Origin of the sequence: Streptomyces sp. NPDC087300 (assembly GCF_044744425.1) — a bacterium.
In the GTDB taxonomy this organism is placed as follows: Bacteria; Actinomycetota; Actinomycetes; order Streptomycetales; family Streptomycetaceae; genus Streptomyces.
Map to the genome: position 1 here is coordinate 707,589 of NZ_JBIUYI010000002.1, position 25,381 is coordinate 732,969.

Below are 25,381 nucleotides of genomic sequence, written 5' to 3' on the forward strand. Positions count from 1 at the left end.
GGCGGCGGGAACACCTGCTGTCCAGCTGTCCAGCTGTCCGGCGAGCTAGTCTCGCCCACGCCAAAGCCGATCAAGGACCGTACGGACCGTACGGACTGTGGGGACTGTGGGGAATGACGACCAAGGACTGTGAACAGTGCGGAACGCCGTTCGTCCGGACGGGCCCGGCCCGCTACTGCGGCGACGATTGCCGCACGGAGGTCCAGGCGGTCCAGCTCACGGCGAGCATGTACGCGCTGACGGTGGAACAGACGAAGGCCGTCCGCGCCGTACAGGCTTGCATGATCTGCGACGCGACCGCATCCGGTTTCGAGTCCGGCATCTTCGCGGTGGACCACTGCCACGACACCGGCGTGGTCCGCGGCGCGCTCTGCCAGTCCTGCAACTTCCTCCTAGGCAACGCGCGCGACAGCGTCGACGTCCTCCTCTCCGCCATCAAGTACCTGGTCAAGGACCACGCGGCGGAACCCTGGAACCAGGGCAGATCCCGCGACGAAGAGACGGCGGAACGCCAGGAATCCCGCCTGACGGCCCGCCTCTCCCGCACGGAGAAGTCCCTGGCCGCGTCCGAGTCCCGCGTCAAGGAGTTGGAGGCGATCCTCGCCGAGGTGGCCGAGGACACGGCACTGGCGGCCCGCCGCAGAGCCAGGGACGCGGACGCCCTGGACAGATTCATAGCGGAAAGGGTGACCCCGACCCCACCAACGGACCCCCGCATACCGGCAAGCACGGTACGCGCCGCTTGGTCCGACTGGTCCGGAGGCACCACCTGCCCGGTCCAGAGCCTCCACGAGGCGCTGCACAAGCTGGGCGGGACGCTGCGGAGGACGAATACGGGGAGGTATTGGGAGGGGATTGGGCTGCGCGAGGTTACCCGGGTAGTCGATTGAGCGCGCTGACACAGCGTGGAGATTCTGCTGACCCGCTACGCGAAGTGCCTAGATGGGGCCGTCACGGGGTCGCCGACCGACGCGTCGAGGACCTGTTCCGCGCATACGAATGAGACAGCCGCCGCATCACGAGGCCCCTTGGCACGTCACGGCAGATCTACCGATCCATTGACCGGACGACGTTCCGCTTCCAACTGCCGCGCGAGCGAGTTCCGCGCACTGTCCAGAGCTGTCACCGCCTCCAGACGCCACCGTTCGAACTCGGCCTCGACCTCGGCTTCGACGCCCAGGTCTTGCCGCAGAGCGACTCGGAGCAGATAGACGCCATCGGACAGGGGGCCCATGAACCATGCCGTCGCTCGTCGGTAGGCCGCTTGACGATCGGAGCCACTTGGCAGTTGCTTGACGACGGAGTATCCGACTCCGAGGGATCTGTTCAGGCTGGAGGCAACGTCGAGGACGTCGCCGGCCAACGTCATCTGCGCCAGTGAGTATTGCTCGGCCCAGGCCTCTTTGGCGGCGTCAAGGAGCGACGGATCCAGAACCTCGCCGCGGGCGGAAGCCTCGACGACGTCCCTGCAGGCAATTCGGTAAGCCCGAGCAGTGGTGTTGAGGAGAGCGTAGAGATCGCGCTTGGCTTGCACTGCTTGCTCTGCCCGCTCCTGCTCGCGTTGACGATCGGTGCGCAGGCTCTGTTCCCGAGCCTCGGCCCGACTGGCGCGTTGGCTGAGGGCTGCCCCGCCCAGCGTGCCGCCCAACGTGCCTGCGACGCCTATGAGCGCGACGGCAAGCGTGGTCACATCCATGAGGCCCCCAACTGCTCCACGAGACAGCCGATGACGCGTACCCGAGACGCGCCTGACAGATCCTGGCGGGTCACATCATGCTTGGCCTTCGACGCGGCCCGACAGAGGGAACGGCAGCCGCGGCCGAAGAACGGACGGCACCACCTGCGAAAACGCTCCAAGGCCCCGTCCACATTCGTCCACGCTCCGGAGGGCAGGTGGCGTTCTCGCACGCTAGGAGCTTTGACCTGCAAGAACCGTGTGCGAAGGGGTATGCGCTCATGTGCTCACTCGGGCGGATCCGCGACGTGTGACCGCATCAACCCTTGGACGTTGACGGAGTGGCCACCGCGGAAGGGCTGAGCGGGGTCGAGCTAGGGGAGGTGCTTGGCACATCGAGCTACTGGCGTGTGTGGCAAGAATCCCGTCCCATCGCGCTTCCTCCGGACAATGTTCCAGTTGCCGAGGTGGCACGCAGCGGGCAACTCGCCGGAGGTAATTCACCGTCGCTACGAGGCCTGCATCGACGGCCATGAAGAACTGAGCAACAGCTCATCCTCACTCGCCACTCACTCGCGATCAGTGGCGAGTAACGACAAAGACCCGGACTCAGTGGGACTGAGTCCGGGTCTTTACGCTTGGCACTCTCGCTGGTCAGCACCTTGATTAGGCTGTCCAAGCTGAAGTGCCCCCGGCAGGATTCGAACCTGCGCACACGGCTCCGGAGGCCGTTGCTCTATCCCCTGAGCTACGGGGGCGTATCGGCGCTTGCGCGGCGACGGGTAGAACCCTACCAGCTCTCCGGGGCTCTCCATGAACAGGTATTTACGTGCTTCCGTGGTCAGCGGGGTGGGCCCGGACGGCGCTCGTGGCGCGGGTGTCCCTGGGGGCTCCCCCGCACGGGGCGGAAGTGGGGAAAACCCGGACGCGGTGGCCCGTGCGGACCTACTCTCGAGTTGTGTCAGGCGTGCCCGGCCGCGTGCTTGTTGTGGACGACAACAAGGTCATCCGGCAACTGATCAGGGTCAACCTCGAGCTGGAGGGCTTCGAGGTCGTGACCGCGGCCGATGGTGTCGAATGCCTGGACGTCGTGCAGCAGGTCCAGCCCGATGTGATCACCCTCGACGTCGTCATGCCCCGGCTCGACGGGCTGCGCACCGCGGCCCGGCTCCGCTCCGACGTACGCACGCAGAACCTGCCCATCGTCATCGTCAGCGCGTGCACGCAGTACGAGGTCGACAGCGGCCTAGAGGTCGGCGTCGACGCCTTCCTCGCCAAGCCCTTCGAGCCCAGCGAACTCGTCGGGGTCGTACGGCAGTTGATGGAGCGCGAGGGGCGTGACCCTGGGAGAGGCCAGGGGAGTGGGCAGGGGAACGGTGGCCACGGGCGTGGGTCCAAGGGGACTTCGGCGGGAGGCGATCGGCTCGGGGACATCCCCGGCAACAGCACGGCCGGCCGCACCGGCGGCAGCGCCGGTGAAGCCGAATGCGCCGGTCGCCCCGGCGCCTGACCGCCCTGCCCGGCCCGGCCCCGCGACGCGCCGCCCCGTCGGCCCGGGTCGACGTCCGGCCTCGTACGGCGTCCCGCCCGAGCTGATCGTGTGGCTCCCCGTCCCGCCGTCCCGGACGGCGCCCACCCCCGACGCCCCCCCACCCCCCTCCGTCCACATCCCGGACCATCCCCCAAACCAAGTCGCCTCCCCACCCCCCTCCTCCCATACGCTTGACCCGTGACCCCCGTCGAGCTCTCCCGCACCGTGCTGCGCGCCATGCGCCGTGCCGTCGATGACGGGGTGCTCAGCGTGGAGGTGCCCGAGGTCGTCCGGGTCGGGCGGCCGGGGCCCGGGGGGTGTGGGGACTACGCCACCAACGTCGCGCTGCAGGTCGCCCGGGGGGCCGGGCGGTCGGCCAGGGAAGTGGCCGAGATCCTGTCGCCGAGGCTCGCCGGCGAGCCCGGTATCGCGGGGATCGACATCACCGGGCCCGGGTTCCTGAACATCACCCTCGACGGCACGCGCGGCACCCGCGCCACCGCCCTCGTACGCGAGGTGATCGAACGCGGCCACTGTTACGGACACGTCCACCCCGACACCGGGCAGGTCGCCCAGCTGCACGTGCCCCACGAGGTCCGTGCCGTCGTCCTCGCCGACGCGCTGCGGCGGATCCTGCGCTCCCAGGGCGTCCTGGTCCGCACCACCTGCGACGAGGCACCGGACCCCGACTGGGTGAGCGTCCTCGACGTACGGGTCGACGCGTACGGGCGTCCGCCGCAAGAGCTCCGCACCCTGCGCCCCGTACCGGCCCCGGAGGACCCCCTCCGACTCGGCCGCGACGCCGCCCGCTGGGCCCTGCTCCACCCCGCCGCGCACGACCACCCCCGCATCGGCGACGAGCACCTCGCGCAGCGCGAGAGCAACCCGCTGTTCCGGGTGCGGTACGCCCACGCGCGCTCCCGCGCCCTCACCCGCAACGCCGCCGCCCTCGGCTTCGAGAGCGACGCCACAGCTGACGCCACGAGCAACGCCGCGAGCGACGTCGCCAGCCACCCCACCGCCCACGAGGGTGTCGCGAACGATGCCGCTGGTCACGTCACCAGCGACGCCACAGGTAAGGCCACCAGCCACCCCACCGGCGCCCCCCACCCCCCCAGCGCCGAATCCGCCCTCCTGGACGCCCTCGCCGCCCACCCCCCGACCCTCGCCGCCGCCGCCCGCCACCACGCGCCGGACCGGCTCGCGCGGCATCTCGTCACCACCGCCGACGCCCTGCTCGTCTTCCAGCACACCGTGCTGCCGCTCGGTGACGAGAAACCCTCGGCCGCCCATCGCGCCCGGCTCGCGCTCGCCGAAGCCGCCGGGACGGTGCTTGCCGGTGGCCTGTCCCTGCTCGGCATCAGCGCACCCGACCATCTGTGAAAGACGAGACGACAGAGCCATGAGCCGTTCCGCACACCCCGCCGGGCCCCGCCACGCAGACGTCCTGCCCGAGGGGCACTACGCCGCCCCGCCCACCGACCTCAACGCGCTCGACGCCAAGGTCTGGTCCCGTACCGCCACCCGCGCCGCCGACGGCGTCGTCCGCATGGGCGGCATCGAGGTGACCCGGCTCGCCGAGGAGTTCGGCACGCCCGCGTACTTCATCGACGAGGCCGACTTCCGCGCGCGCTGCCGGGCCTGGCGCGACGCGTTCGGCGGTGACGCCGACGTCTTCTACGCGGGCAAGGCGTTCCTCTCCCGGGCCGTCGTGCGCTGGCTGCACGAGGAGGGGCTGAACCTGGACGTGTGCAGCGGTGGCGAGCTCGCCACCGCGCTCGCCGCCGGGATGCCCGCCGAGCGCATCGCCTTCCACGGCAACAACAAGACCGTGGACGAGATCGAGCGGGCCGTCGAGGTCGGCGTCGGGCGGATCGTGCTCGACTCCTTCCAGGAGATCGTGCGCGTCGCGCACATCGCCGAGCGGCTCGGCAAGCGGCAGCGCGTGCAGATCCGCGTGACGGTGGGCGTCGAGGCGCACACGCACGAATTCATCGCCACCGCGCACGAGGACCAGAAGTTCGGCATCGCGCTGGCCGGGGGACAGGCCGCCGAGGCCGTACGGCGGGCGCTCAAGCTCGACGGGCTCGAACTCATCGGGATCCACTCGCACATCGGGTCGCAGATCTTCGACATGGCCGGGTTCGAGGTGTCGGCCCGCCGCGTCGTGCAGCTGCTCGCCGAGGTGCGCGACGAGCACGGAGTGGAGCTGCCCGAGATCGACCTCGGCGGTGGCCTCGGCATCGCGTACACCTCCGACGACGACCCGCGCGAGCCGCACGAGATCGCCGAGGCGCTGAACGAGATCGTGGGGCGCGAGTGCGCGGCCGCGCGGCTCAGCACCCCCCGCATCTCCGTCGAGCCAGGCCGGGCCATCGTCGGTCCGACCGCCTTCACGCTGTACGAGGTGGGGACCATCAAGCCGCTCGACGGACTGCGGACCTACGTCTCGGTCGACGGCGGCATGTCGGACAATATCCGTACCGCGCTGTACGACGCCGAGTACACGGTCGCCCTGGTCTCCCGCTCCTCCGACGCCGAGCCCATGCTGGTCCGGGTGGTCGGCAAGCACTGTGAGAGTGGTGACATCGTGGTGCGTGACGCGTTCCTGCCCGCGGACCTCGCGCCCGGCGATCTGATCGCCGTGCCCGCGACCGGCGCGTACTGCCGTTCCATGGCGAGCAACTACAACCACGCGCTGCGGCCGCCCGTCGTGGCCGTCGACGAGGGTGCGGCGCGTGTGATCGTCCGGCGCGAGACGGAGGAAGATCTCCTGCGTCTCGACGTCGGATGATGAAATTGGTGTCTCAGAATCCGGACAATGGATAGAAAGTCCGTTCCGGTGGGTGAGACTGGTCCCACCGTAGATGTAGGAGAAGTGAGGTCGGATGATGCGTACGCGTCCGCTGAAGGTGGCGCTGCTGGGCTGTGGAGTAGTCGGCTCAGAGGTGGCGCGCATCATGACGACGCACGCCGACGACCTCACAGCCAGGATCGGTGCCCCGGTGGAGCTCGCCGGGGTCGCCGTGCGGCGTCCCTCCAAGGTGCGGGAGGGAATCGATCCGTCACTGATCACCACCGACGCGACCGCGCTGGTCAAGCGGGGTGACATTGACGTCATCGTCGAGGTGATCGGCGGCATCGAGCCCGCCAGGACCCTCATCACCACCGCCTTCGAGCACGGCGCGTCCGTCGTCTCCGCGAACAAGGCGCTCATCGCGCAGGACGGCGCCGCGCTGCACGCCGCCGCCGTCGAGCACGGCCGGGACCTCTATTACGAGGCCGCCGTCGCCGGTGCCATTCCGCTGATCCGGCCGCTGCGCGAGTCCCTCGCCGGCGACAAGGTCAACCGCGTCCTCGGCATCGTGAACGGGACGACGAACTTCATCCTCGACGCCATGGACACGACGGGGGCGGGCTACCAGGAGGCCCTCGACGAGGCCACCGCGCTCGGGTACGCCGAGGCCGACCCGACCGCCGACGTCGAGGGCTTCGACGCCGCCGCCAAGGCCGCGATCCTCGCCGGCATCGCCTTCCACACGCGCGTGCGGCTCGACGACGTGTACCGCGAGGGCATGAGCGAGGTGACCGCCGCCGACTTCGCGTCCGCGAAGCGCATGGGCTGCACCATCAAGCTCCTCGCGATCTGCGAGCGGGCCGCCGACGGCGAGTCCGTCACCGCGCGCGTGCACCCCGCGATGATCCCGCTCAGCCACCCCCTCGCCTCGGTCCGCGGCGCGTACAACGCCGTCTTCGTCGAGGCGGAGGCCGCCGGCCAGCTGATGTTCTACGGCCCCGGCGCGGGCGGCGCGCCCACCGCGTCCGCCGTCCTCGGCGACCTCGTCGCGGTGTGCCGCAACAAGCTCGCCGAGGCCACCGGACCCGGCGACTCCGCGTACACCCAGCTGCCCGTGGGCTCCATGGGCGAGGTCGTCACGCGGTACCACATCAGCCTCGACGTGGCCGACAAGCCGGGTGTGCTCGCCCAGGTCGCGACGGTCTTCGCCGAGCACGGCGTGTCGATCGACACGGTCCGTCAGACGGGCAAGGACGGCGAGGCCTCCCTCGTCGTCGTCACTCACCGCGCGCCCGACGCCGCCCTCACCGGCACCGTCGACGCGTTGCGCAAACTCGACACCGTGCGTGGTGTCGCCAGCATCATGCGGGTTGAAGGGGAGTAAGCAGCAATGACCCACCAGTGGCGCGGAATCATCGAGGAGTACCGGGACCGTCTTCCGGTCTCCGGCACGACGCCGGTCGTGACGCTTCGCGAGGGCGGTACGCCGCTCGTGCCCGCGCAGGTGCTCTCCGAGCGCACGGGCTGCGAGGTCCACCTCAAGGTCGAGGGCGCGAACCCCACCGGGTCCTTCAAGGACCGCGGCATGACCATGGCCATCACCAAGGCCAAGGAGGAGGGCGCGCAGGCCGTCATCTGCGCCTCCACCGGCAACACCTCGGCGTCGGCGGCCGCCTACGCGGTGCGGGCCGGCATGGTCTGCGCCGTCCTCGTCCCGCAGGGCAAGATCGCGCTCGGCAAGTTGGGCCAGGCGCTCGTCTACGGCTCGAAGATCCTCCAGGTCGACGGCAACTTCGACGACTGCCTGAACCTGGCCCGCGGCCTCTCCGAGAACTACCCGGTGGCGCTGGTCAACTCGGTCAACCCGTACCGCATCGAGGGCCAGAAGACCGCGTCCTTCGAGATCGTCGACGCGCTCGGCGACGCCCCCGACATCCACGTCCTGCCCGTCGGGAACGCCGGCAACATCACGGCCTACTGGAAGGGCTACAAGGAGTACGCCGCCGACTCGGTGTCGACGCGCACTCCGCGGATGTGGGGCTTCCAGGCCTCGGGTTCGGCGCCCATCGTGCGCGGCGAGATCGTCAAGGACCCCTCGACGATCGCCACCGCGATTCGCATCGGCAACCCCGCGTCGTGGCAGCACGCGCTCTCCGCGCGCGACGAGTCGGACGGCTTCATCGACGAGGTGACGGACCGTGAGATCCTGCGCGCCTACAAGCTGTTGGCGTCCCAGGAGGGTGTCTTCGTGGAGCCCGCGTCGGCCGCTTCGGTCGCCGGACTGCTGAAGGCCGCCGAGCAGGGCAAGGTCGACAAGGGCCAGCGGATCGTCTGTACTGTCACGGGCAACGGCCTGAAGGACCCCGACTGGGCCGTCGCCGGCGCGCCCCAGCCGGTCACCGTCCCGGTCGACGCGGCCGCGGCCGCGGAGCGCCTCGGCCTGGCGTAATCGCCGTACGAACAGGGCAAACCCGCAACTCCGCAGAGGGGGTGCACAGGGGGCTTACGACACGCATCGTGCGCCTCCTGTGCGCCCTATGTCGCCACAGAACCTTCCTTCGATAGGCTGTACCGAACCCGCCCGCCGCATATGCCGCGGTGCCGCCGTCGTTCGCGGCCTCCGGGTCTTCCGTACATGTGGCACGTAGTTGAAAATACGCAGCGTAAAAATACGCAGCCTCGAAATCACGCAGCTCAAGGAGAGTCATCGAGCGATGGCCGGTCCCGCGTTCCGCGCCGCCGCCGTCCGGGTGCGCGTCCCCGCCACCAGCGCCAACCTCGGTCCGGGCTTCGACGCCCTTGGCCTGTCGCTGGGGCTGTACGACGACGTGGTCGTCCGGGTGGCCGACTCCGGCCTGCACATCGACATCGCAGGGGAGGGCAGCGAGACCCTCCCGCGCGACGAGTCGCACCTGCTCGTGCGCTCCCTGCGTACCGCCTTCGACCTGCTGGGCGGACAGCCGCGCGGACTTGAGATCGTCTGCGCCAACCGCATCCCGCACGGCCGTGGCCTCGGCTCCTCATCCGCCGCGATCTGCGCCGGAATCGTCGCCGCGCGCGCCGTGACGATAGGCGGCGAGGCCAAGCTCGACGACGCGGCGCTGCTCGAACTCGCCACCGAGATCGAGGGCCACCCCGACAACGTCGCCGCCTGTCTGCTCGGCGGATTCACGCTCTCCTGGATGGACGGCGGAGCGGCCCGCGCGATCAGGATGGACCCCGCCGATTCCATCGTTCCGGTGGTTTTCGTGCCCGGGAAGCCCGTCCTCACCGAGACCGCGCGCGGACTGCTGCCGCGCACCGTCCCGCACGTCGACGCGGCCGCCAACGCGGGCCGGGCCGCACTGCTCGTCGAGGCCCTGACCAGGCGCCCCGAGCTGCTGCTGCCCGCCACCGAGGACCGGCTGCACCAGGAGTACCGCGCCCCGGCCATGCCGGAGAGCGGCGCCCTGGTGGAGCGGCTGCGCGCCGACGGCGTGCCCGCGGTGATCTCCGGCGCGGGCCCCACGGTCCTCGCGCTGGCCGAAGACAGTGCGGCCGACAAGGTCGCACGCCTCGCAGGAGAGGGCTGGGCGGCCAATCGTCTGGCGCTCGACGCCACGGGGGCGAGCGTGCTGCCGCTCGCGCCCTGAGGCGGGGAAACACACTGAACCCGGGGTGTCCGGGTTCGGAGAGGGGGAATGTTTGTTGGATCCGGTAGTGTTAATCTCAAGTCTGCACCCGACCCCACCATGGCGAGGTGCTTTGTGTCCCCGTCCGGGACAACCATTCTTCCGGGAGCCTCCCAAACTGTTCTGTGCTTCGCACTGAGCGGTCCTGAGCACGCTCCGGAACCGGCGTGACCGAGCCGGGTGACACCGCACATCAGTGGCACCGCACCGGGAATCGCCATCACCAGTGAATTCTTCCGCCGCGTTGGCGGACCACCGCCCCGGCACGTTCCCCATCACAGGGACCGCCGGACAGCACAACCGGTCGCCGAGCCAGACAGGCCGACGTCCGCTCCAGGGAAGGACCCTTCGTGAGCGACACCACCGATCTGATGGGCGTGACTGCCGACACGCCCGCCACGGACGCCTCCGCGGCGCCTGCCACCGGTGCTTCGGCCGGGTCCCGGCGGCGCCGCGGCACCGGCCTCGAGGGCATGGTGCTGGCGGAACTGCAGCAGGTCGCATCGGGCCTTGGGATCAAGGGCACCGGGCGCATGCGCAAGAGCCAGCTGATCGAGGTCATCAAGGAGGCGCAGGCCGGGGGCGGGGCCCCGGCGAAGAGCGCCGCCGCGGCGGACACCGCCGAGACCAAGCCCAAGCGCCGCGCCACCTCCAAGGCCCGTACGGGCGAGGACGCCGCGGAGAACGCCGGCAAGGCGAGCAAGGCGGACAAGGCCGAGGGCGGCAAGGCCGAGAAGGCCACCGCCAAGGCCGCCCAGCAGCAGATCGACATCCCCGGTCAGCCGGCCAGCGACGACCAGCCGGCCGGTGAGCGCCGCCGCCGCAGGGCGACCGCCGACGCGGGCAGCCCGGAGACGGTCGTCGCCGAGGCGAAGGGCGACACCAAGGCCGACGCCAAGGGCGACGCGTCCGAGGCCAGGGGTGGCGAGGGCGCGGGCGACAACAACGCCGACGGCCGCCGCGACCGCCGTGACCGGCAGGGCCGCGGCCGCGACCGCGACCGCCGCGGGAACAAGGGCGACGACCAGCAGGGCGGCGGTCGTCAGGACCGCCAGGACCGTCAGCAGCAGGGTGGTGGTCGTCAGGACCGCCAGGACCGTCAGGACCGCCAGCGGGACAACGGTCCGCAGGACGACGACGACTTCGAGGGTGGCCGCCGCGGCCGCCGTGGCCGTTACCGGGACCGTCGGGGCCGTCGCGGCCGTGACGAGGGCGGCTTCGGCAACGAGCCGCAGGTCTCCGATGACGACGTCCTGATCCCCGTCGCGGGCATCCTGGACATCCTCGACAACTACGCGTTCATCCGTACGTCGGGCTACCTCCCGGGTCCGAACGACGTGTACGTCTCGCTCGCCCAGGTCCGCAAGAACGGTCTGCGCAAGGGTGACCACGTCACCGGCGCCGTCCGCCAGCCCAAGGACGGCGAGCGCCGCGAGAAGTTCAACGCGCTCGTGCGCCTCGACTCGGCGAACGGCATGGCGGCCGAATCCGGGCGCGGGCGACCGGAGTTCAACAAGCTGACGCCCCTTTACCCGCAGGACAGGCTCCGTCTGGAGACCGACCCGGGCGTGCTGACCACCCGCATCATCGACCTCGTGTCGCCGATCGGTAAGGGCCAGCGCGGTCTGATCGTGGCCCCGCCGAAGACCGGCAAGACCATGATCATGCAGGCGATCGCCAACGCGATCACGCACAACAGCCCCGAGTGCCACCTGATGGTCGTCCTGGTCGACGAGCGTCCGGAAGAGGTCACCGACATGCAGCGGTCGGTGAAGGGCGAGGTCATCTCCTCGACCTTCGACCGTCCCGCCGAGGACCACACCACGGTCGCCGAGCTCGCCATCGAGCGTGCCAAGCGTCTGGTGGAGCTGGGCCACGACGTCGTCGTGCTGCTCGACTCGATCACGCGTCTGGGCCGTGCGTACAACCTCGCCGCCCCGGCCTCCGGCCGCATCCTGTCCGGTGGTGTCGACTCGACCGCGCTCTACCCGCCGAAGCGCTTCTTCGGTGCCGCGCGCAACATCGAGGACGGCGGCTCGCTGACCATCCTGGCCACCGCGCTGGTCGAGACCGGCTCGCGCATGGACGAGGTGATCTTCGAGGAGTTCAAGGGCACCGGCAACATGGAGCTCAAGCTCGACCGGAAGCTCTCCGACAAGCGCATCTTCCCGGCGGTGGACGTGGACGCGTCCAGCACCCGTAAGGAAGAGATCCTGCTCGGCAGCGACGAGCTCGCCATCACCTGGAAGCTGCGCCGCGTGCTGCACGCGCTCGACCAGCAGCAGGCGATCGAGCTGCTCCTGGACAAGATGAAGCAGACGAAGTCGAACGCCGAGTTCCTGCTCCAGATCCAGAAGACGACCCCGGCGCCGGGCAACGGCAACGACTAGTCGTCCTCAGCAGGTCCCAAGGGCCGCCCCGTCACTCAGGTGACGGGGCGGCCCTTTTGTCGCGCGCGGTGCGGAACGAGACCGAAGCGAGACCTTGGCCACACACCTAAGAGATTCTCACGATCACGCGCAGTAGTTCGAGTCTGAAAGAAACCGCAGGTGAGGGGCCGAAAAGCAGTGCTGTTGCGTACGGCGCGTAGTGGTGCGCACCCGGGGCGCACACGGAGCGCTGTGCAACCCTTCAAGCGGTTTGCACGTCTGACAAGTGACGAAAAGCCGCGCCTGTCCCTGAAAGCAGGGGGTAACCGACCGACGAGGACTGAGGAGCAGATGACCGACGAGAGCACGCCGGGCGATACGAAGCCGAAGCGGCCGCGTGGCGGCGGCGGCCGACGCCGCAAGCCCCGCGCCAAGCGCCGCAAGGTGCTCGTCGTCACGGCCTGGACCGCCGCATCGGTGGTCGTCATCGGCGGAGCCGGCCTCGGCTACGCGTACTTCAAGCTCAACGGCAACATCAAGGGCGTCGACATCAACGCCGCGCTCGGCACGGACCGGCCGCTGGACGTCGACAACGGCTCCCAGGACATCCTCGTCCTCGGTTCGGACTCGCGCTCGGGGGACAACGCCAAGTACGGCAAGGACGAGGGCGCGGCCCGCTCGGACACCGCGATGATCGTCCACGTCTACAAGGGCCACAAGAAGGCCAGCATCGTCTCCATACCCCGCGACACCCTGATAACCAGGCCCGAGTGCAAGTCGGTGGACGGCAAGTCGACCGACCCGGGCGGCCAGCGGCAGATGTTCAACACGGCGTACGAGGTCGGCGGCCCGGCCTGCGCCGTCAAGACCGTCGAGAAGATGTCCGGCATCAGGATGGACCACTACCTCGAGGTCGACTTCACGGGCTTCAAGAAGCTCATCGACACCCTCGGCGGCGTCGAGCTCACCACGAAGAAGCCCATCAAGGACGAGAAGAGCCACCTCGACCTCGACGCGGGCAAGCACACCCTCGACGGCGAGCAGGCGCTCGGCCTGGTCCGCACCCGGCACGGCGTGGGCGACGGCAGCGACCTGGGCCGCATCCAGCTCCAGCAGGCGTTCATCAAGGCCCTGATCAACCAGGTCAAGGACGTCGGCGTGTTCAGCAACCCGAAGAAGCTCTTCGACCTCGCGGACGACGCGACCAGCGCCATCACCACCGACTCGGACCTGAACGACGTCAAGTCCCTCGCGGGCTTCGCCAACGGACTCAAGGGCATCGGCGCGGGCGACATGAAGATGGTCACGCTGCCCATCGAGTACGACCCCGCCGACCCCAACCGCGTGCTGCCCCTCGAGCAGGCGGACAAGGAGGTCTGGGACGCGCTCAAGGCCGACAAGGCCATCCCCAAGTCCGCCACCGAGAAGTCGGCCGGCGACAAGGGCTCCGTGGGCTCCGTGGTGAGCAGCGACTAGCCGCCCGTACGGCCACCCCGCACCCGTCAGGAATAGATCGGCGCCCACCCCGGTTTTGGGAGATACGGCCGGTCCTGGCAGACTGGTACGTCGGCCCCGGTTCACGTAGGAGCAATCCGCTCGTACGACCCGGCGCCCTCCCGAAACTAGGAGACACCTTGAAGCGCGACATCCACCCCGAGTACGTCGAGACGCAGGTCAGCTGCACCTGTGGCGCGTCGTTCACCACCCGTAGCACGATCTCCAGCGGCACCGTCCGTGCCGAGGTCTGCTCCGAGTGCCACCCGTTCTACACGGGCAAGCAGAAGATCCTCGACACCGGTGGCCGCGTGGCCCGCTTCGAGGCCCGCTTCGGCAAGGCTGCAGGCGCCAACAAGTAGCGAGCCACTGCGCCGGTCGTCGGCCGCCCTCGACAGGGGGTGGCCGGGACCGGCGCTTTTGCCGTCCCGCAGCCAATTCGCGTAGAACCCTCGCGTAGAAAACCAGGAGCCCCCGAATGTTCGAGGCGGTCGAGGAACTGATCGGCGAGCACGCCGATCTCGAGAAGAAGCTCGCCGACCCGTCGGTCCACGCCGATCAGGCCAACGCGCGCAAGCTCAACAAGCGCTATGCCGAGCTGACCCCGATCGTCGCGACGTACCGTGCCTGGAAGCAGACCGGGGACGACATCGGGACCGCGCGCGAGCTCGCCGCCGACGACCCGGACTTCGCCGCCGAGGTCAAGGACCTGGAGCGGCAGCGCGAGGAGATCACCGAGAAGCTGCGGCTGCTGCTGGTGCCCCGGGACCCGTCCGACGACAAGGACGTCATCCTGGAGGTCAAGGCGGGCGCGGGCGGCGACGAGTCGGCGCTCTTCGCCGGCGACCTGCTCCGCATGTACCTGCGGTACGCGGAGCGCGTCGGCTGGAAGACCGAGATCATCGACGCCACCGAGTCCGAGCTGGGCGGCTACAAGGACGTCCAGGTCGCCGTGAAGACCAAGGGCGGCAACGGCGCGACCGAGCCGGGCCAGGGCGTCTGGGCGCGGCTGAAGTACGAGGGCGGCGTGCACCGCGTGCAGCGCGTGCCCTCCACCGAGTCCCAGGGCCGCATCCACACCTCCGCCGCCGGTGTCCTGGTCACGCCCGAGGCCGAGGAGATCGACGTCGAGATCCACGCGAACGACCTGCGGATCGACGTCTACCGCTCCTCGGGGCCCGGCGGCCAGTCCGTCAACACCACCGACTCCGCGGTGCGCATCACGCACCTGCCCACCGGTGTCGTCGCCTCCTGCCAGAACGAGAAGAGCCAGCTCCAGAACAAGGAGCAGGCCATGCGTATTCTGCGTTCCAGGCTGCTCGCGGCGGCCCAGGAGGAGGCCGAGAAGGAGGCCGCGGACGCCCGCCGCAGCCAGGTCCGCACCGTGGACCGCTCCGAGAAGATCCGGACGTACAACTTCCCGGAAAACCGGATCTCGGACCACCGCGTCGGCTTCAAGGCGTACAACTTGGACCAGGTGCTCGACGGCGACCTGGACGCGGTCATCCAGGCCTGCGTCGACGCGGACTCCGCGGCCAAGCTCGCCGCCGCGTAACACCCACCCGTACGTCCACAGCTCAGCCCGGAGGACCAGCGTGCAGCAACCTATTGGGGGGCGACCCCCAAACCCCCGCGGCATGCTGCTCGCGGAAGTGGCCCAGGCCACCCAGCGCCTCGCCGACGCCGGCGTGCCCTCGCCGCGCAACGACGCGGAGGAGCTCGCCGCGTGGGTGCACGGCGTGAAGCGGGGCGAGCTGCACTCCGTCAAGGACGCGGACTTCGACGCCCGCTACTGGGAGACGATCGCCCGCCGAGAGGCCCGCGAGCCGCTCCAGCACATCACCGGGCGCGCCTACTTCCGCTATCTGGAGCTCCAGGTCGGCCCCGGTGTCTTCGTGCCGCGCCCGGAGACCGAGTCGGTCGTCGGGTGGGCCATAGACGCCGTGCGCGCCATGGACGTGGTCGAGCCGCTGATCGTCGATCTGTGCACCGGCTCCGGCGCCATCGCCCTCGCCCTCGCGCAGGAGGTCCCGCGCTCGCGGGTGCACGCCGTGGAGCTCTCCGAGGACGCCCTGAAGTGGACGCGGAAGAACGTCGAGGGGTCCAGGGTCAAGCTCTCCCAGGGCGACGCCCGCGACGCGTTCCCCGAGCTCGACGGACAGGTCGACCTGGTGGTCTCCAACCCGCCGTACATCCCGCTCACCGAGTGGGAGTACGTCGCGCCGGAAGCCCGTGACCACGACCCCGAGCTCGCCCTGTTCTCCGGCGAGGACGGCCTCGACCTGATCCGGGGCATCGAACGCACCGCGCACCGGCTGCTCCGCCCCGGCGGCGTCGTCGTCATCGAGCACGCCGACACCCAGGGCGGCCAGGTGCCGTGGATCTTCACCGAGGAGCGGGGCTGGGCCGACGCCGCCGACCACCCCGACCTCAACAACAGGCCGCGCTTCGCCACCGCCCGCAAGGCGATGCCGTGACCACCAAGACGTCAAGCCAGCAGTACGTGTACGAGGAGGCCCGCTAAATGGCACGGCGATACGACACCAACGACGCGACCGACCGTACGACCGGTCTGCGCGAGGCCGCGTCCGCCGTCCGCCGTGGCGAGCTGGTCGTGCTGCCCACCGACACCGTCTACGGCATCGGTGCCGACGCCTTCACCCCGGAGGCCTGCGCCGACCTGCTGGACGCCAAGGGGCGCGGCCGCAACATGCCGACCCCCGTCCTCATCGGCTCACCCAACACCCTGCACGGCCTGGTCACCGACTTCTCCGAGTCGGCCTGGGAGCTCGTCGACGCCTTCTGGCCCGGCGCCCTGACCCTGGTCGCCAAGCAGCAGCCGTCCCTCCAGTGGGACCTCGGCGACACCCGCGGCACGGTCGCCATCCGGATGCCGCTGCACCCCGTCGCCATCGAGCTGCTCACCGAGGTCGGCCCGATGGCCGTCTCGTCCGCCAACCTCACGGGCCACCCGGCCCCGGAGGACTGCGACGCCGCCCAGGAGATGCTCGGGGACTCCGTCTCCGTGTACCTGGACGGCGGCCCGACCCCCGGTATCGTGCCGTCGTCGATCGTCGACGTCACGGGCAAGGTGCCGGTGCTGCTGCGGGCGGGTGCGCTCTCCGCCGAGGAGCTGCGCAAGGTCGTACCCGACCTCGAGGTGGCGAATTGACAGCCCCTGAGACGGGGCGTGGCATAGCGGGTTTCAGCGAGACGTTCCGCATCCTCCACGTCAGCACCGGCAACGTGTGCCGCTCGCCGATCACCGAGCGGCTGACCCGGCACGCCCTCGCCGACCGGCTCGGCGACCCCGCCACGGGCGGTCTGATCGTGGAGAGCGCGGGCACCTGGGGCCACGAGGGCGCCCCCATGGAGACCAACGCCGAGACCGTCCTCGCCGACTTCGGCGCGGACGCCACCGGCTTCATGGGGCGCGAGCTCCTCGACGACCACGTCATCCGCGCCGACCTCGTCCTGACGGCGACCCGCGACCACCGGGCGCAGGTCATCTCGATGGGTCACTCGGCGGGCCTGCGCACCTTCACGCTCAAGGAGTTCACCCGGCTCGTCCGGGCGATAGACCCGACGACCCTGCCGGACCCGGAAGGGGAGGGCGTGGTCGAGCGCGCCAGGGCACTGGTGCGGGCCGCTGCCGCGCTCCGCGGCTGGCTCCTGGCGCCCACCGTGGAGGCCGACGAGGTGTACGACCCGTACGGGGCACCCCTGCCGTTCTTCCGCTCGGTCGGCGACGAGATCAACCAGGCGCTAGAGCCCGTGGTGACGGCGCTGACCGGGGTGACCACCCGCACCTAGGAGGCCGGGCCCCGCGGGCCGCGCGGGGCCGCCGTCGCGGGCCTACATTGGATCTGAGGTCACCCCCGCACGGCCCCGGAGCCCACCATGTCGCTCAGCACGGTCACCACGGAGGGCGCCGCGCCCACCGGCGCCCCAGCCGCCTTCACGGATCTCGACGCGCTGCGCCGGCAGGACCCGGAGCTCGCCGACGTCCTGGTGGCGGAGGCCGCGCGGCAGTCCGACTCCCTCCAGCTGATCGCCGCCGAGAACTTCACCTCGCGGGCCGTCCTGACCGCCCTGGGCTCGCCGCTCGCCAACAAGTACGCGGAGGGCTACCCGGGGGCCCGTCACCACGGCGGCTGCGAGCTCGTGGACGTCGCCGAGCGGATCGCCGTCGACCGCGCCAAGGCGCTCTTCGGCGCCGAGCACGCCAACGTGCAGGCACACTCCGGGTCCTCCGCGGTGCTCGCCGCGTACGCCGCGCTGCTCAGACCGGGGGACACGGTCCTGGCGATGGGACTGCCGTCCGGCGGACACCTGACACACGGCTCGCCCGCCAACTTCTCCGGACGCTGGTTCGACTTCGTGGGCTACGGAGTGGACCCCGAGAGCGGCCTCATCGACTACGACCAGGTCCGCGCCCTCGCCCGTACGCATCAGCCCAAGGCCATCGTCTGCGGCTCGATCTCCTATCCGCGGCACATCGACTACGCGGCCTTCCGCGAGATCGCCGACGACGTCGGGGCGTATCTCATCGCCGACGCCGCGCACCCGATGGGCCTGGTGGCCGGGGGAGCGGCGCCCAGCCCCGTGCCGCACGCGGACGTCGTCTGCGCGACCACGCACAAGGTCCTGCGCGGGCCCCGGGGCGGCCTGCTGCTGTGCGGGGCGGAGCTCGCCGAACGGATCGACCGGGCCGTGTTCCCGTTCACGCAGGGCGGCGCCCAGATGCACACGGTCGCCGCCAAGGCCGTCGCGTTCGGCGAAGCGGCAACACCGGCGTTCACCGCGTACGCCCATCAGGTGGTCGCCAACGCGCGGATGCTCGCCGAGGCGCTCGCCGCCGCCGGGTTCGCCCTCACCACCGGCGGTACGGACACCCATGTGATTCTGGCCGATCCGACGCCCCTGGGAGTCGACGCGCACACCGCGCGCGGCCGCCTCGCCGCGGCCGGGATCGTGCTCGACACGTGTGCCCTGCCGCACGGCGCGGCCCGCGGTCTGCGGCTGGGAACCGCCGCAGTGACGACCCAGGGGATGGCCGCGGCGGACATGGTGCGCATCGCCGGACTGCTGGTCGGGGCGGTGCGGGAAGACCCGAACGTACGAGAAGAGGTGCGCGGACTCGTGGGTGGATTTCCGCCGTATCCGAGCTAGGAAGGGGTAGGCGCGTCCGGGACGTGCTGGTACTCGTGCAACCATCGTCGCTACCCGTATGTCCCCAACCATATGCGCGCGAAGCTAGGGTGTGGGGCTGAGATGGCCAGCGATATCTGTGGGGATGCCCGTGCGTGAATACCTGCTGACGCTCTGCATCACGGCCGCGGTGACCTACTTGTTGACCGGCCCGGTGCGGAAGTTCGCGATCGTGGCCGGCGCCATGCCGGAGATCCGCGCTCGTGACGTGCACCGGGAGCCCACGCCCCGGCTCGGCGGTATCGCGATGTTCTTCGGACTGTGCGCGGGACTCCTGGTCGCCGATCACCTGCCGAACCTGAACGAGGTCTTCGAGAACTCCAACGAGCCGCGTGCGCTGCTCTCCGGGGCGGCGCTGATCTGGCTGATCGGTGTCCTCGACGACAAGTTCGAGATCGACGCACTGATCAAGCTCGGCGGCCAGATGATCGCCGCGGGCGTGATGGTCATGCAGGGTCTGACGATCCTGTGGATCCCGATCCCCGGCGTCGGCACGGTCTCGCTGACCCAGTGGCAGGGCACGCTGCTCACCGTCGCGCTCGTCGTCATCACCATCAACGCGGTGAACTTCGTGGACGGCCTCGACGGCCTCGCGGCGGGCATGGTGTGCATCGCCTCCGCGGCGTCCTTCATGTACGCCTACCGGATCTGGTACGGGTACGGCATCGAGGCCGCGGCCCCCGCGACGCTCTTCGCCGCCATCCTGATGGGCATGTGCCTCGGCTTCCTGCCGCACAACATGCACCCCGCCCGGATCTTCATGGGCGACTCGGGATCGATGCTCATCGGTCTGGTCCTCGCGGCGGGCGCCATCTCCGTCACCGGACAGGTCGACCCGGCCGCGATGAAGCTGAACTTCGGCGGCGGCCGCGATGCCACGCACGCGATGCTCCCGGTCTTCATCCCGCTCCTGATGCCGCTGACGATCATCGCCATCCCGTTCGCCGACCTGGTCCTCGCGATCGTGCGGCGCACCTGGAACGGCAAGTCGCCCTTCGCCGCCGACCGCGGCCACCTCCACCACCGGCTCCTGGAGATCGGGCACTCGCACAGCCGCGCGGTCCTGATCATGTACTTCTGGTCGGCGCTGATCGCGTTCGGCACCGTCGCGTACTCGGTGCACTCCACGAGCGTGTGGATCCTCCTGCTCATCGTGGCGCTCAGCGCGTTCGGCCTCGTGCTGCTGCTCCTGCCGCGCTTCACGCCGCGCACACCGCGCTGGGCGGAGGCGTTCGTGCCGCCGCGCTACCGGCGCCGCCGCACGGCCGAACAGGGCCTCCACGGTGGGGCGGAGGGGACGCACGGGGCGGCTGAGACCCCGGTGGATCCGGAGGAGAAGACGCCGGTCGCCGCGGGCGTCAACGGAGCGACCGCGATCGGCGCCCGTTCGCGCTTCCAGGATCGGCGCGAGGCGGGTTCGTCGCGCTGATGCGCGGATCCAAAACGCCCCATTACCAGACAAGTTGGCGCCACACCTGCACAGACGCGCAGGTTCACTCTCATGTGTGACGGTGAGCACACTCAGCAGGTAAAGACCTCATCAAATAGTTTGTGATACCGTTCACGAAACCCCGGGATAGAGCCGAAGGACCGTAGTGCGACGGTCCATTGGCCCGAGGGACCCTCTCGACCCGGGTCTACGCTCGTCCATGACGACACCCTGCCCCCATCAGTAAGCGGAGCTGCCGCCATGCCGTCTCAAGACGCCCGAAATCTCCTTCAGTCCGCCGTACCCACGGCTGCCGTCGGCGCGATCGTCGCCGCGGTCAGTGCCGTGGTCGCCGGCGGCAAGGGGGCCATCGGCGCGGTCGTCGGCACCTTGGTCGTCATCGCCTTCATGGGGCTGGGTCTGTTCGTCCTGCAGAAGACGGCAAAATCGCTTCCGCAGCTGTTTCAGGCGATGGGCATGATGTTGTACGTCGCCCAACTCCTGTTGCTTCTCGTCTTCATGGCTTTGTTCAAGGACACGACGCTGTTCAACCCGCGGGCCTTTGCTGCCGCACTCGTGGCGGCGACCATCGCGTGGATGGCCGCGCAGGCCCGTGCGCACATGAAGGCCAAGATCCTTTACGTCGAGCCCGATTCCGACGGCACGTCCGAGAAGAAGGACAAGCCGGAGAAGTCGGGGTCCTCGACGTGATGGGTAGGGGCGGGATAAATGGCCGTTCGAGATGCTGCTATCGTCCGGTGCCAACTGCGGCACTGCTGGCGCGGGCATCTGAGCTGACGCCTGCACAATCGCGAGGCTCGATGCCTGAACGCCGCTCACACTTCCGAAACACCAGTCCGGTGCCGACCCGCGGCTGCGCGCCGCGCCGACACGACAACGAGGTTGCCGTACCTATGCGTCACGCCGAAGGAGCCCGCGGTGAGTGCTGACCAAACTGAGCTCGCCTTTGACTGGAGCTGTCGGATCATGTCCGACAACGGCTGTGGCTTCCCGGCTCCGGGCCTGCACTCGTTCCTCTTCAAGCCGATGTTCACCGTCGGTGGGTTCGAGTTCAACAAGGTGATGATGCTCGCCCTGTTGACCACGCTCGTCGTCATCACCTTCTTCTACGCCGCTTTCGGCAAGGCCAAGGTGGTTCCGGGCAAGCTCCAGATGATGGGCGAGGCCGGCTACGACTTCGTGCGCCGCGGCATCGTCTACGAGACGATGGGCAAGAAGGACGGCGAGAAGTACGTCCCGCTCATGGTCTCGCTGTTCTTCTTCATCTGGATCATGAACATCTGGTCCGTGATTCCGCTTACCCAGTTCCCGGTCTCGTCGATCATCGCGTACCCCGCGGTCCTCGCGGCGGTCGTCTACCTGGTGTGGGTCCCGCTCACCTTCAAGAAGCACGGCTTCGTCGGTGGCTGGAAGAACATCACCGGATACGACAACTCGCTCGGCCCGATCAAGTGGCTCGTGTCGTTCATCGAGTTCTTCTCGAACCTGCTCGTGCGTCCCTTCACGCACGCGGTGCGACTCTTCGCCAACATGTTCGCGGGTCACCTGATGCTGGTGATGTTCACCGTCGCCTCCTGGTACCTGCTGAACAGCTGGCTGATCCCGGCCGCCGGTGTCTCCTTCGTGATGACCATCGGCATGATCCTCTTCGAGCTTTTCGTGCAGGCCGTCCAGGCGTACGTGTTCGTGCTCCTCGCCTGCTCGTACATCCAGGGCGCTCTCGCCGAGCAGCACTGAACGCCCTCCCGCACCCCCCTAAGCGCCCGGTGGCCAACCCCCACCGGTCCATGAAAGAGAAGGAAGTAACGGCATGTCCGCGACTCTCGAGCTCGCCGCCCTCCAGGGTGACATCAAGGCCCTCGGCTCCATCGGCTACGGCCTCGCGGCCATCGGCCCCGGCATCGGTGTTGGCATCGTCTTCGGTAAGGGCACCGAGGCCCTGGCTCGCCAGCCCGAAGCTGCCGGTCTGATCCGTGCCAACCAGATCCTCGGTTTCGCCTTCTGTGAGGCGCTCGCCCTCATCGGCATCGTCATGCCGTTCGTCTACGGCTCCTGATCGCCAAAGACGATTAGCCCCGTTCGACGAAAGGCACTGAAGTGATCGCCAACCTGGTTCAGCTGGCGGCCGAGGAGGAGCAGAACCCGCTCGTCCCGCCGGGTCCTGAGCTGCTCGTCGGCGCCATTGCCTTCGCCATCGTCTTCTTCTTCTTCTGGAAGAAGCTCCTCCCGAACATCAACAAGGTTCTGGATGAGCGCCGGGAGGCGATCGAAGGCGGTATCGAGAAGGCCGAGGCCGCTCAGACCGAGGCCCAGAGCGTTCTTGAGCAGTACAAGGCTCAGCTCGCCGAGGCCCGGCACGAGGCCGCGCGTCTGCGCCAGGAGGCGCAGGAGCAGGGCGCCCAGCTCATCGCCGAGATGCGGGCCGAGGGCCAGCGTCAGCGCGAGGAGATCGTCGCCGCCGGTCACGCGCAGATCGAGGCCGACCGCAAGGCCGCCGCGCAGTCGCTGCGTCAGGACGTGGGCCAGCTGGCCACCGACCTGGCCGGCAAGCTCGTCGGTGAGTCCCTCGAGGACCACGCCCGGCAGAGCCGCACCATCGACCGCTTCCTCGACGAGCTCGAGGAGAAGGCCGAGGCTGCTCGATGACAGCGCACGGAGCGAGCCGCGAGGCCCTGGCCGCCGCACGCGAGCGCCTCGACGCGCTGACCGACAGCACCTCGGTCGACGCGAAGCAGCTCGCCGACGAGCTGGCCGCCGTGACCGCGCTGTTCAGCCGTGAGGTCTCGCTGCGTCGGGTCCTGACCGACCCGGCGCAGTCCGGCGAGGCCAAGGCCGAGCTGGCCGGGCGGCTGCTGACCGGTCAGGTGGGCGGCCCCGCCGCCGACCTGGTCGCCGGCATGGTGCGCTCGCGCTGGTCGCAGTCGCGTGACCTGGTGGACGCCCTCGAGGAGCTCGCCAACCTGGCCGACCTGACGGGCGCGCAGAAGTCGGGCGCCCTCGACAACGTCGAGGACGAGCTGTTCCGGTTCGGCCGGATCGTCTCGTCGAGCACCGAGCTGCGGGCCGCGCTGACCGACCGCGCCGCCACCGGTACGGCCAAGGGCGAGCTGCTGCGCAGCCTGCTCGGCGGCCGCGCCGAGGACGTGACGGAGCGGCTCATCGAGCGCCTTGTGACCGCGCCGCGTGGACGTAGCCTGGAAGAGGGCCTCGAGTCGCTCTCCAAGCTGGCCGCGGACCGTCGCGACCGCATGGTCGCCGTCGTCACTACTGCCGTTCCGCTCTCGGACCAGCAGAAGCAGCGTCTCGGCGCCGTCCTGGCCAAGGTGTACGGACGTCCGATGCACCTCAACCTCGACGTGGACCCCGAGGTCCTCGGCGGGATCACGGTCCAGGTGGGCGACGAGGTCATCAACGGCTCCATCGCGGACCGCATCGAGGAAGCCGGCCGCCGCGTGGCCGGCCAGTAACTCAACAAGCATTACCTACGGCCCTAGTTGGGCCGTGCAGAGGATTCCTGGGGGCTGACCCCAGACCCCCCAAGAAAACTTTCGGGCCCAACAAGGAGAGCAGGGAACCCAGATGGCGGAGCTCACGATCCGGCCGGAGGAGATCCGGGACGCGCTGGAGAACTTTGTCCAGGCGTACAAGCCGGACGCGGCCTCGCGCGAGGAGGTCGGTACGGTCACCCTTGCCGGCGACGGCATCGCGAAGGTCGAGGGCCTGCCCTCGGCCATGGCCAACGAGCTGCTGAAGTTCGAGGACGGGACCCTCGGTCTCGCGCTGAACCTTGAAGAGCGCGAGATCGGTTCGATCGTCCTCGGCGAGTTCAGCGGCATCGAGGAAGGCCAGTCGGTCAGCCGTACCGGCGAGGTGCTTTCGGTCGCCGTGGGCGAGGGCTACCTCGGCCGCGTCGTCGACCCGCTCGGCAACCCGATCGACGGTCTCGGCGAGATCGACACCGTCGGGCGTCGCGCCCTTGAGCTGCAGGCCCCCACGGTCATGCAGCGCAAGTCGGTGCACGAGCCGATGGAGACCGGCTACAAGGCCGTCGACGCGATGACCCCGATCGGCCGTGGCCAGCGTCAGCTGATCATCGGCGACCGCCAGACGGGCAAGACCGCCCTGGCCGTCGACACGATCATCAACCAGCGCGACAACTGGCGCTCGGGCGACGTGAACAAGCAGGTGCGCTGCATCTACGTCGCCATCGGTCAGAAGGGTTCCACCATCGCCTCCGTGCGTGGTGCCCTCGAAGAGGCCGGTGCGCTGGAGTACACGACCATCGTCGCCGCCCCGGCGTCCGACCCGGCCGGCTTCAAGTACCTGGCGCCGTACACCGGTTCGGCCATCGGTCAGCACTGGATGTACGAGGGCAAGCACGTCCTCATCATCTTCGACGACCTCTCGAAGCAGGCCGACGCCTACCGCGCCGTGTCCCTGCTGCTCCGCCGCCCGCCGGGGCGCGAGGCCTACCCGGGTGACGTCTTCTACGTCCACTCGCGTCTGCTCGAGCGCTGCGCCAAGCTCTCCGACGAGCTCGGCAAGGGCTCGATGACCGGTCTGCCGGTCGTCGAGACCAAGGCGAACGACGTGTCGGCGTTCATCCCGACCAACGTCATCTCCATCACCGACGGCCAGTGCTTCCTGGAGTCGGACCTCTTCAACGCCGGTCAGCGCCCCGCGCTGAACGTCGGTATCTCCGTCTCCCGAGTCGGCGGTTCCGCGCAGCACAAGGCGATGAAGCAGGTGTCCGGCCGGCTCCGCGTGGACCTCGCCCAGTTCCGTGAGCTGGAGGCGTTCGCCGCCTTCGGCTCCGACCTGGACGCCGCGTCGAAGGCCCAGCTCGAACGCGGCCAGCGCATGGTCGAGCTGCTCAAGCAGCCGCAGTACGAGCCGATGGCGACCGAGGACCAGGTCGTGTCCGTGTGGGCCGGTACCACCGGTCGCATGGACGAGGTGCCGGTCAAGGACATCCGCCGCTTCGAGCGCGAGCTGCTCGAGTACCTGCACCGCAAGGAGCAGGGCCTCATGACCTCCATCAAGGAGGGCGGCAAGATGTCGGACGACACGCTCACCGCTGTCGGCGACGCCATCGCGGAGTTCAAGAAGCAGTTCGAGACCTCGGACGGGAAGCTTCTCGGCGAGGACGCTCCGGCCGCTGCCGGTAAGTGACGACGGAAGGG

23 protein-coding genes and 1 tRNA gene are annotated in these 25,381 nt (G+C 69.4%); 22 read left to right on the forward strand and 2 right to left on the reverse strand.

Features of this window, described 5'->3' with window-relative positions:
* The first annotated feature begins 113 nt into the window (after window positions 1–113).
* A complete protein-coding gene (locus ACIO9J_RS08790; RefSeq protein ID WP_401994731.1) occupies window positions 114–890 on the forward strand; it encodes an endonuclease VII domain-containing protein in 777 nt (258 codons plus the stop codon).
* 146 nt (window positions 891–1,036) lie between these two features.
* On the opposite strand, the gene ACIO9J_RS08795 is transcribed toward ACIO9J_RS08790, so the two are convergent.
* Together ACIO9J_RS08795 and ACIO9J_RS08800 are read right to left on the reverse strand one after the other, a co-directional pair.
* Window positions 1,037–1,696, reverse strand: coding sequence for a hypothetical protein (locus tag ACIO9J_RS08795; RefSeq protein ID WP_401994734.1), 660 nt, complete (start codon window positions 1,694–1,696; stop codon window positions 1,037–1,039).
* 665 nt (window positions 1,697–2,361) lie between these two features.
* Window positions 2,362–2,433, reverse strand: a tRNA-Arg gene (locus ACIO9J_RS08800).
* 200 nt (window positions 2,434–2,633) lie between these two features.
* Between ACIO9J_RS08800 and ACIO9J_RS08805 the strand changes: the two genes are divergently transcribed.
* The 21 genes from ACIO9J_RS08805 to atpA all read left to right on the forward strand — a co-directional run bounded on the left by ACIO9J_RS08805 (window position 2,634) and on the right by atpA (window position 25,370).
* Window positions 2,634–3,185 carry a response regulator gene (locus tag ACIO9J_RS08805; RefSeq protein WP_401994736.1) on the forward strand — a complete coding sequence of 184 codons (552 nt, stop codon included), beginning with the start codon at window positions 2,634–2,636 and terminating at the stop codon, window positions 3,183–3,185.
* Window positions 3,186–3,404: 219 nt separating this feature from the next.
* Complete coding sequence (gene nrtL / locus ACIO9J_RS08810; RefSeq protein WP_401994739.1) at window positions 3,405–4,589, forward strand: ArgS-related anticodon-binding protein NrtL; 1,185 nt, start codon at window positions 3,405–3,407, stop codon at window positions 4,587–4,589.
* 19 nt (window positions 4,590–4,608) lie between these two features.
* Window positions 4,609–6,000 (forward strand): diaminopimelate decarboxylase, encoded by a 1,392-nt coding sequence (gene lysA / locus ACIO9J_RS08815; protein WP_401994742.1) that lies wholly within the window; start codon window positions 4,609–4,611, stop codon window positions 5,998–6,000.
* Window positions 6,001–6,094: 94 nt separating this feature from the next.
* Window positions 6,095–7,387 (forward strand): homoserine dehydrogenase, encoded by a 1,293-nt coding sequence (locus tag ACIO9J_RS08820; protein WP_401994745.1) that lies wholly within the window; start codon window positions 6,095–6,097, stop codon window positions 7,385–7,387.
* A 6-nt stretch (window positions 7,388–7,393) separates the two neighbouring features.
* Window positions 7,394–8,452: a threonine synthase gene (gene thrC / locus ACIO9J_RS08825; RefSeq protein WP_401994748.1), complete on the forward strand. Its 1,059-nt coding sequence runs from the start codon at window positions 7,394–7,396 to the stop codon at window positions 8,450–8,452.
* Between the two features lie 265 nt (window positions 8,453–8,717).
* On the forward strand, window positions 8,718–9,635 hold the full coding sequence (thrB, locus tag ACIO9J_RS08830; protein ID WP_401994751.1) for a homoserine kinase: 918 nt from the start codon (window positions 8,718–8,720) through the stop codon (window positions 9,633–9,635).
* Window positions 9,636–10,024: 389 nt separating this feature from the next.
* Window positions 10,025–12,064, forward strand: a complete 2,040-nt coding sequence (gene rho, locus ACIO9J_RS08835; protein ID WP_401994754.1) for a transcription termination factor Rho — start codon at window positions 10,025–10,027, stop codon at window positions 12,062–12,064.
* A 330-nt stretch (window positions 12,065–12,394) separates the two neighbouring features.
* Window positions 12,395–13,519 carry an LCP family protein gene (locus ACIO9J_RS08840; protein ID WP_401994757.1) on the forward strand — a complete coding sequence of 375 codons (1,125 nt, stop codon included), beginning with the start codon at window positions 12,395–12,397 and terminating at the stop codon, window positions 13,517–13,519.
* A 158-nt stretch (window positions 13,520–13,677) separates the two neighbouring features.
* On the forward strand, window positions 13,678–13,899 hold the full coding sequence (gene rpmE, locus ACIO9J_RS08845; protein WP_098244794.1) for a 50S ribosomal protein L31: 222 nt from the start codon (window positions 13,678–13,680) through the stop codon (window positions 13,897–13,899).
* Between the two features lie 116 nt (window positions 13,900–14,015).
* Window positions 14,016–15,092 carry a peptide chain release factor 1 gene (gene prfA, locus ACIO9J_RS08850; RefSeq protein WP_401994761.1) on the forward strand — a complete coding sequence of 359 codons (1,077 nt, stop codon included), beginning with the start codon at window positions 14,016–14,018 and terminating at the stop codon, window positions 15,090–15,092.
* Between the two features lie 82 nt (window positions 15,093–15,174).
* Window positions 15,175–16,014 carry a peptide chain release factor N(5)-glutamine methyltransferase gene (gene prmC / locus ACIO9J_RS08855; protein ID WP_401994764.1) on the forward strand — a complete coding sequence of 280 codons (840 nt, stop codon included), beginning with the start codon at window positions 15,175–15,177 and terminating at the stop codon, window positions 16,012–16,014.
* A 47-nt stretch (window positions 16,015–16,061) separates the two neighbouring features.
* Window positions 16,062–16,709: an L-threonylcarbamoyladenylate synthase gene (locus tag ACIO9J_RS08860; protein WP_055543563.1), complete on the forward strand. Its 648-nt coding sequence runs from the start codon at window positions 16,062–16,064 to the stop codon at window positions 16,707–16,709.
* A complete protein-coding gene (locus ACIO9J_RS08865; RefSeq protein ID WP_401994767.1) occupies window positions 16,706–17,350 on the forward strand; it encodes a protein-tyrosine-phosphatase in 645 nt (214 codons plus the stop codon). Before ACIO9J_RS08860 ends, ACIO9J_RS08865 begins: the two co-directional genes overlap by 4 nt.
* A gap of 87 nt (window positions 17,351–17,437) precedes the next feature.
* On the forward strand, window positions 17,438–18,709 hold the full coding sequence (glyA, locus tag ACIO9J_RS08870) for a serine hydroxymethyltransferase (RefSeq protein WP_401994770.1): 1,272 nt from the start codon (window positions 17,438–17,440) through the stop codon (window positions 18,707–18,709).
* A gap of 130 nt (window positions 18,710–18,839) precedes the next feature.
* Window positions 18,840–20,177 (forward strand): MraY family glycosyltransferase, encoded by a 1,338-nt coding sequence (locus tag ACIO9J_RS08875; protein ID WP_401995920.1) that lies wholly within the window; start codon window positions 18,840–18,842, stop codon window positions 20,175–20,177.
* Window positions 20,178–20,438: 261 nt separating this feature from the next.
* Window positions 20,439–20,888 carry a hypothetical protein gene (locus ACIO9J_RS08880; protein ID WP_401994773.1) on the forward strand — a complete coding sequence of 150 codons (450 nt, stop codon included), beginning with the start codon at window positions 20,439–20,441 and terminating at the stop codon, window positions 20,886–20,888.
* 276 nt (window positions 20,889–21,164) lie between these two features.
* The gene (atpB, locus tag ACIO9J_RS08885; RefSeq protein WP_401995923.1) at window positions 21,165–21,935 is read left to right on the forward strand and encodes a F0F1 ATP synthase subunit A; all 771 of its coding nucleotides are present in this window, start codon (window positions 21,165–21,167) and stop codon (window positions 21,933–21,935) included.
* Between the two features lie 73 nt (window positions 21,936–22,008).
* The gene (gene atpE, locus ACIO9J_RS08890; RefSeq protein WP_016643250.1) at window positions 22,009–22,254 is read left to right on the forward strand and encodes an ATP synthase F0 subunit C; all 246 of its coding nucleotides are present in this window, start codon (window positions 22,009–22,011) and stop codon (window positions 22,252–22,254) included.
* A 41-nt stretch (window positions 22,255–22,295) separates the two neighbouring features.
* Window positions 22,296–22,844 carry a F0F1 ATP synthase subunit B gene (locus ACIO9J_RS08895; RefSeq protein WP_401994776.1) on the forward strand — a complete coding sequence of 183 codons (549 nt, stop codon included), beginning with the start codon at window positions 22,296–22,298 and terminating at the stop codon, window positions 22,842–22,844.
* Complete coding sequence (locus ACIO9J_RS08900; protein ID WP_401994778.1) at window positions 22,841–23,665, forward strand: F0F1 ATP synthase subunit delta; 825 nt, start codon at window positions 22,841–22,843, stop codon at window positions 23,663–23,665. Before ACIO9J_RS08895 ends, ACIO9J_RS08900 begins: the two co-directional genes overlap by 4 nt.
* Window positions 23,666–23,777: 112 nt before the next feature.
* Entirely contained in the window at window positions 23,778–25,370 is a 1,593-nt protein-coding gene (atpA, locus tag ACIO9J_RS08905; protein WP_401994781.1) for a F0F1 ATP synthase subunit alpha, read from the forward strand.
* Window positions 25,371–25,381: the final 11 nt, after the last annotated feature.

Excerpts from the sequence above, each read along its gene's own strand:
- ACIO9J_RS08900 (WP_401994778.1), top strand. The coding sequence starts at position 22,841 with ATGACAGCGCACGGAGCGAGCCGCGAGGCCCTGGCCGCCGCACGCGAG.
- prfA (WP_401994761.1), top strand. The coding sequence starts at position 14,016 with ATGTTCGAGGCGGTCGAGGAACTGATCGGCGAGCACGCCGATCTCGAG.
- ACIO9J_RS08790 (WP_401994731.1), top strand. The coding sequence starts at position 114 with ATGACGACCAAGGACTGTGAACAGTGCGGAACGCCGTTCGTCCGGACG.
- ACIO9J_RS08880 (WP_401994773.1), top strand. The coding sequence starts at position 20,439 with ATGCCGTCTCAAGACGCCCGAAATCTCCTTCAGTCCGCCGTACCCACG.
- atpA (WP_401994781.1), top strand. The coding sequence starts at position 23,778 with ATGGCGGAGCTCACGATCCGGCCGGAGGAGATCCGGGACGCGCTGGAG.
- ACIO9J_RS08860 (WP_055543563.1), top strand. The coding sequence starts at position 16,062 with ATGGCACGGCGATACGACACCAACGACGCGACCGACCGTACGACCGGT.
- ACIO9J_RS08840 (WP_401994757.1), top strand. The coding sequence starts at position 12,395 with ATGACCGACGAGAGCACGCCGGGCGATACGAAGCCGAAGCGGCCGCGT.
- ACIO9J_RS08820 (WP_401994745.1), top strand. The coding sequence starts at position 6,095 with ATGATGCGTACGCGTCCGCTGAAGGTGGCGCTGCTGGGCTGTGGAGTA.
- thrC (WP_401994748.1), top strand. The coding sequence starts at position 7,394 with ATGACCCACCAGTGGCGCGGAATCATCGAGGAGTACCGGGACCGTCTT.
- prmC (WP_401994764.1), top strand. The coding sequence starts at position 15,175 with ATGCTGCTCGCGGAAGTGGCCCAGGCCACCCAGCGCCTCGCCGACGCC.
- atpE (WP_016643250.1), top strand. The coding sequence starts at position 22,009 with ATGTCCGCGACTCTCGAGCTCGCCGCCCTCCAGGGTGACATCAAGGCC.
- thrB (WP_401994751.1), top strand. The coding sequence starts at position 8,718 with ATGGCCGGTCCCGCGTTCCGCGCCGCCGCCGTCCGGGTGCGCGTCCCC.
- glyA (WP_401994770.1), top strand. The coding sequence starts at position 17,438 with ATGTCGCTCAGCACGGTCACCACGGAGGGCGCCGCGCCCACCGGCGCC.
- atpB (WP_401995923.1), top strand. The coding sequence starts at position 21,165 with ATGTCCGACAACGGCTGTGGCTTCCCGGCTCCGGGCCTGCACTCGTTC.
- lysA (WP_401994742.1), top strand. The coding sequence starts at position 4,609 with ATGAGCCGTTCCGCACACCCCGCCGGGCCCCGCCACGCAGACGTCCTG.
- ACIO9J_RS08795 (WP_401994734.1), bottom strand. The coding sequence starts at position 1,696 with ATGGATGTGACCACGCTTGCCGTCGCGCTCATAGGCGTCGCAGGCACG.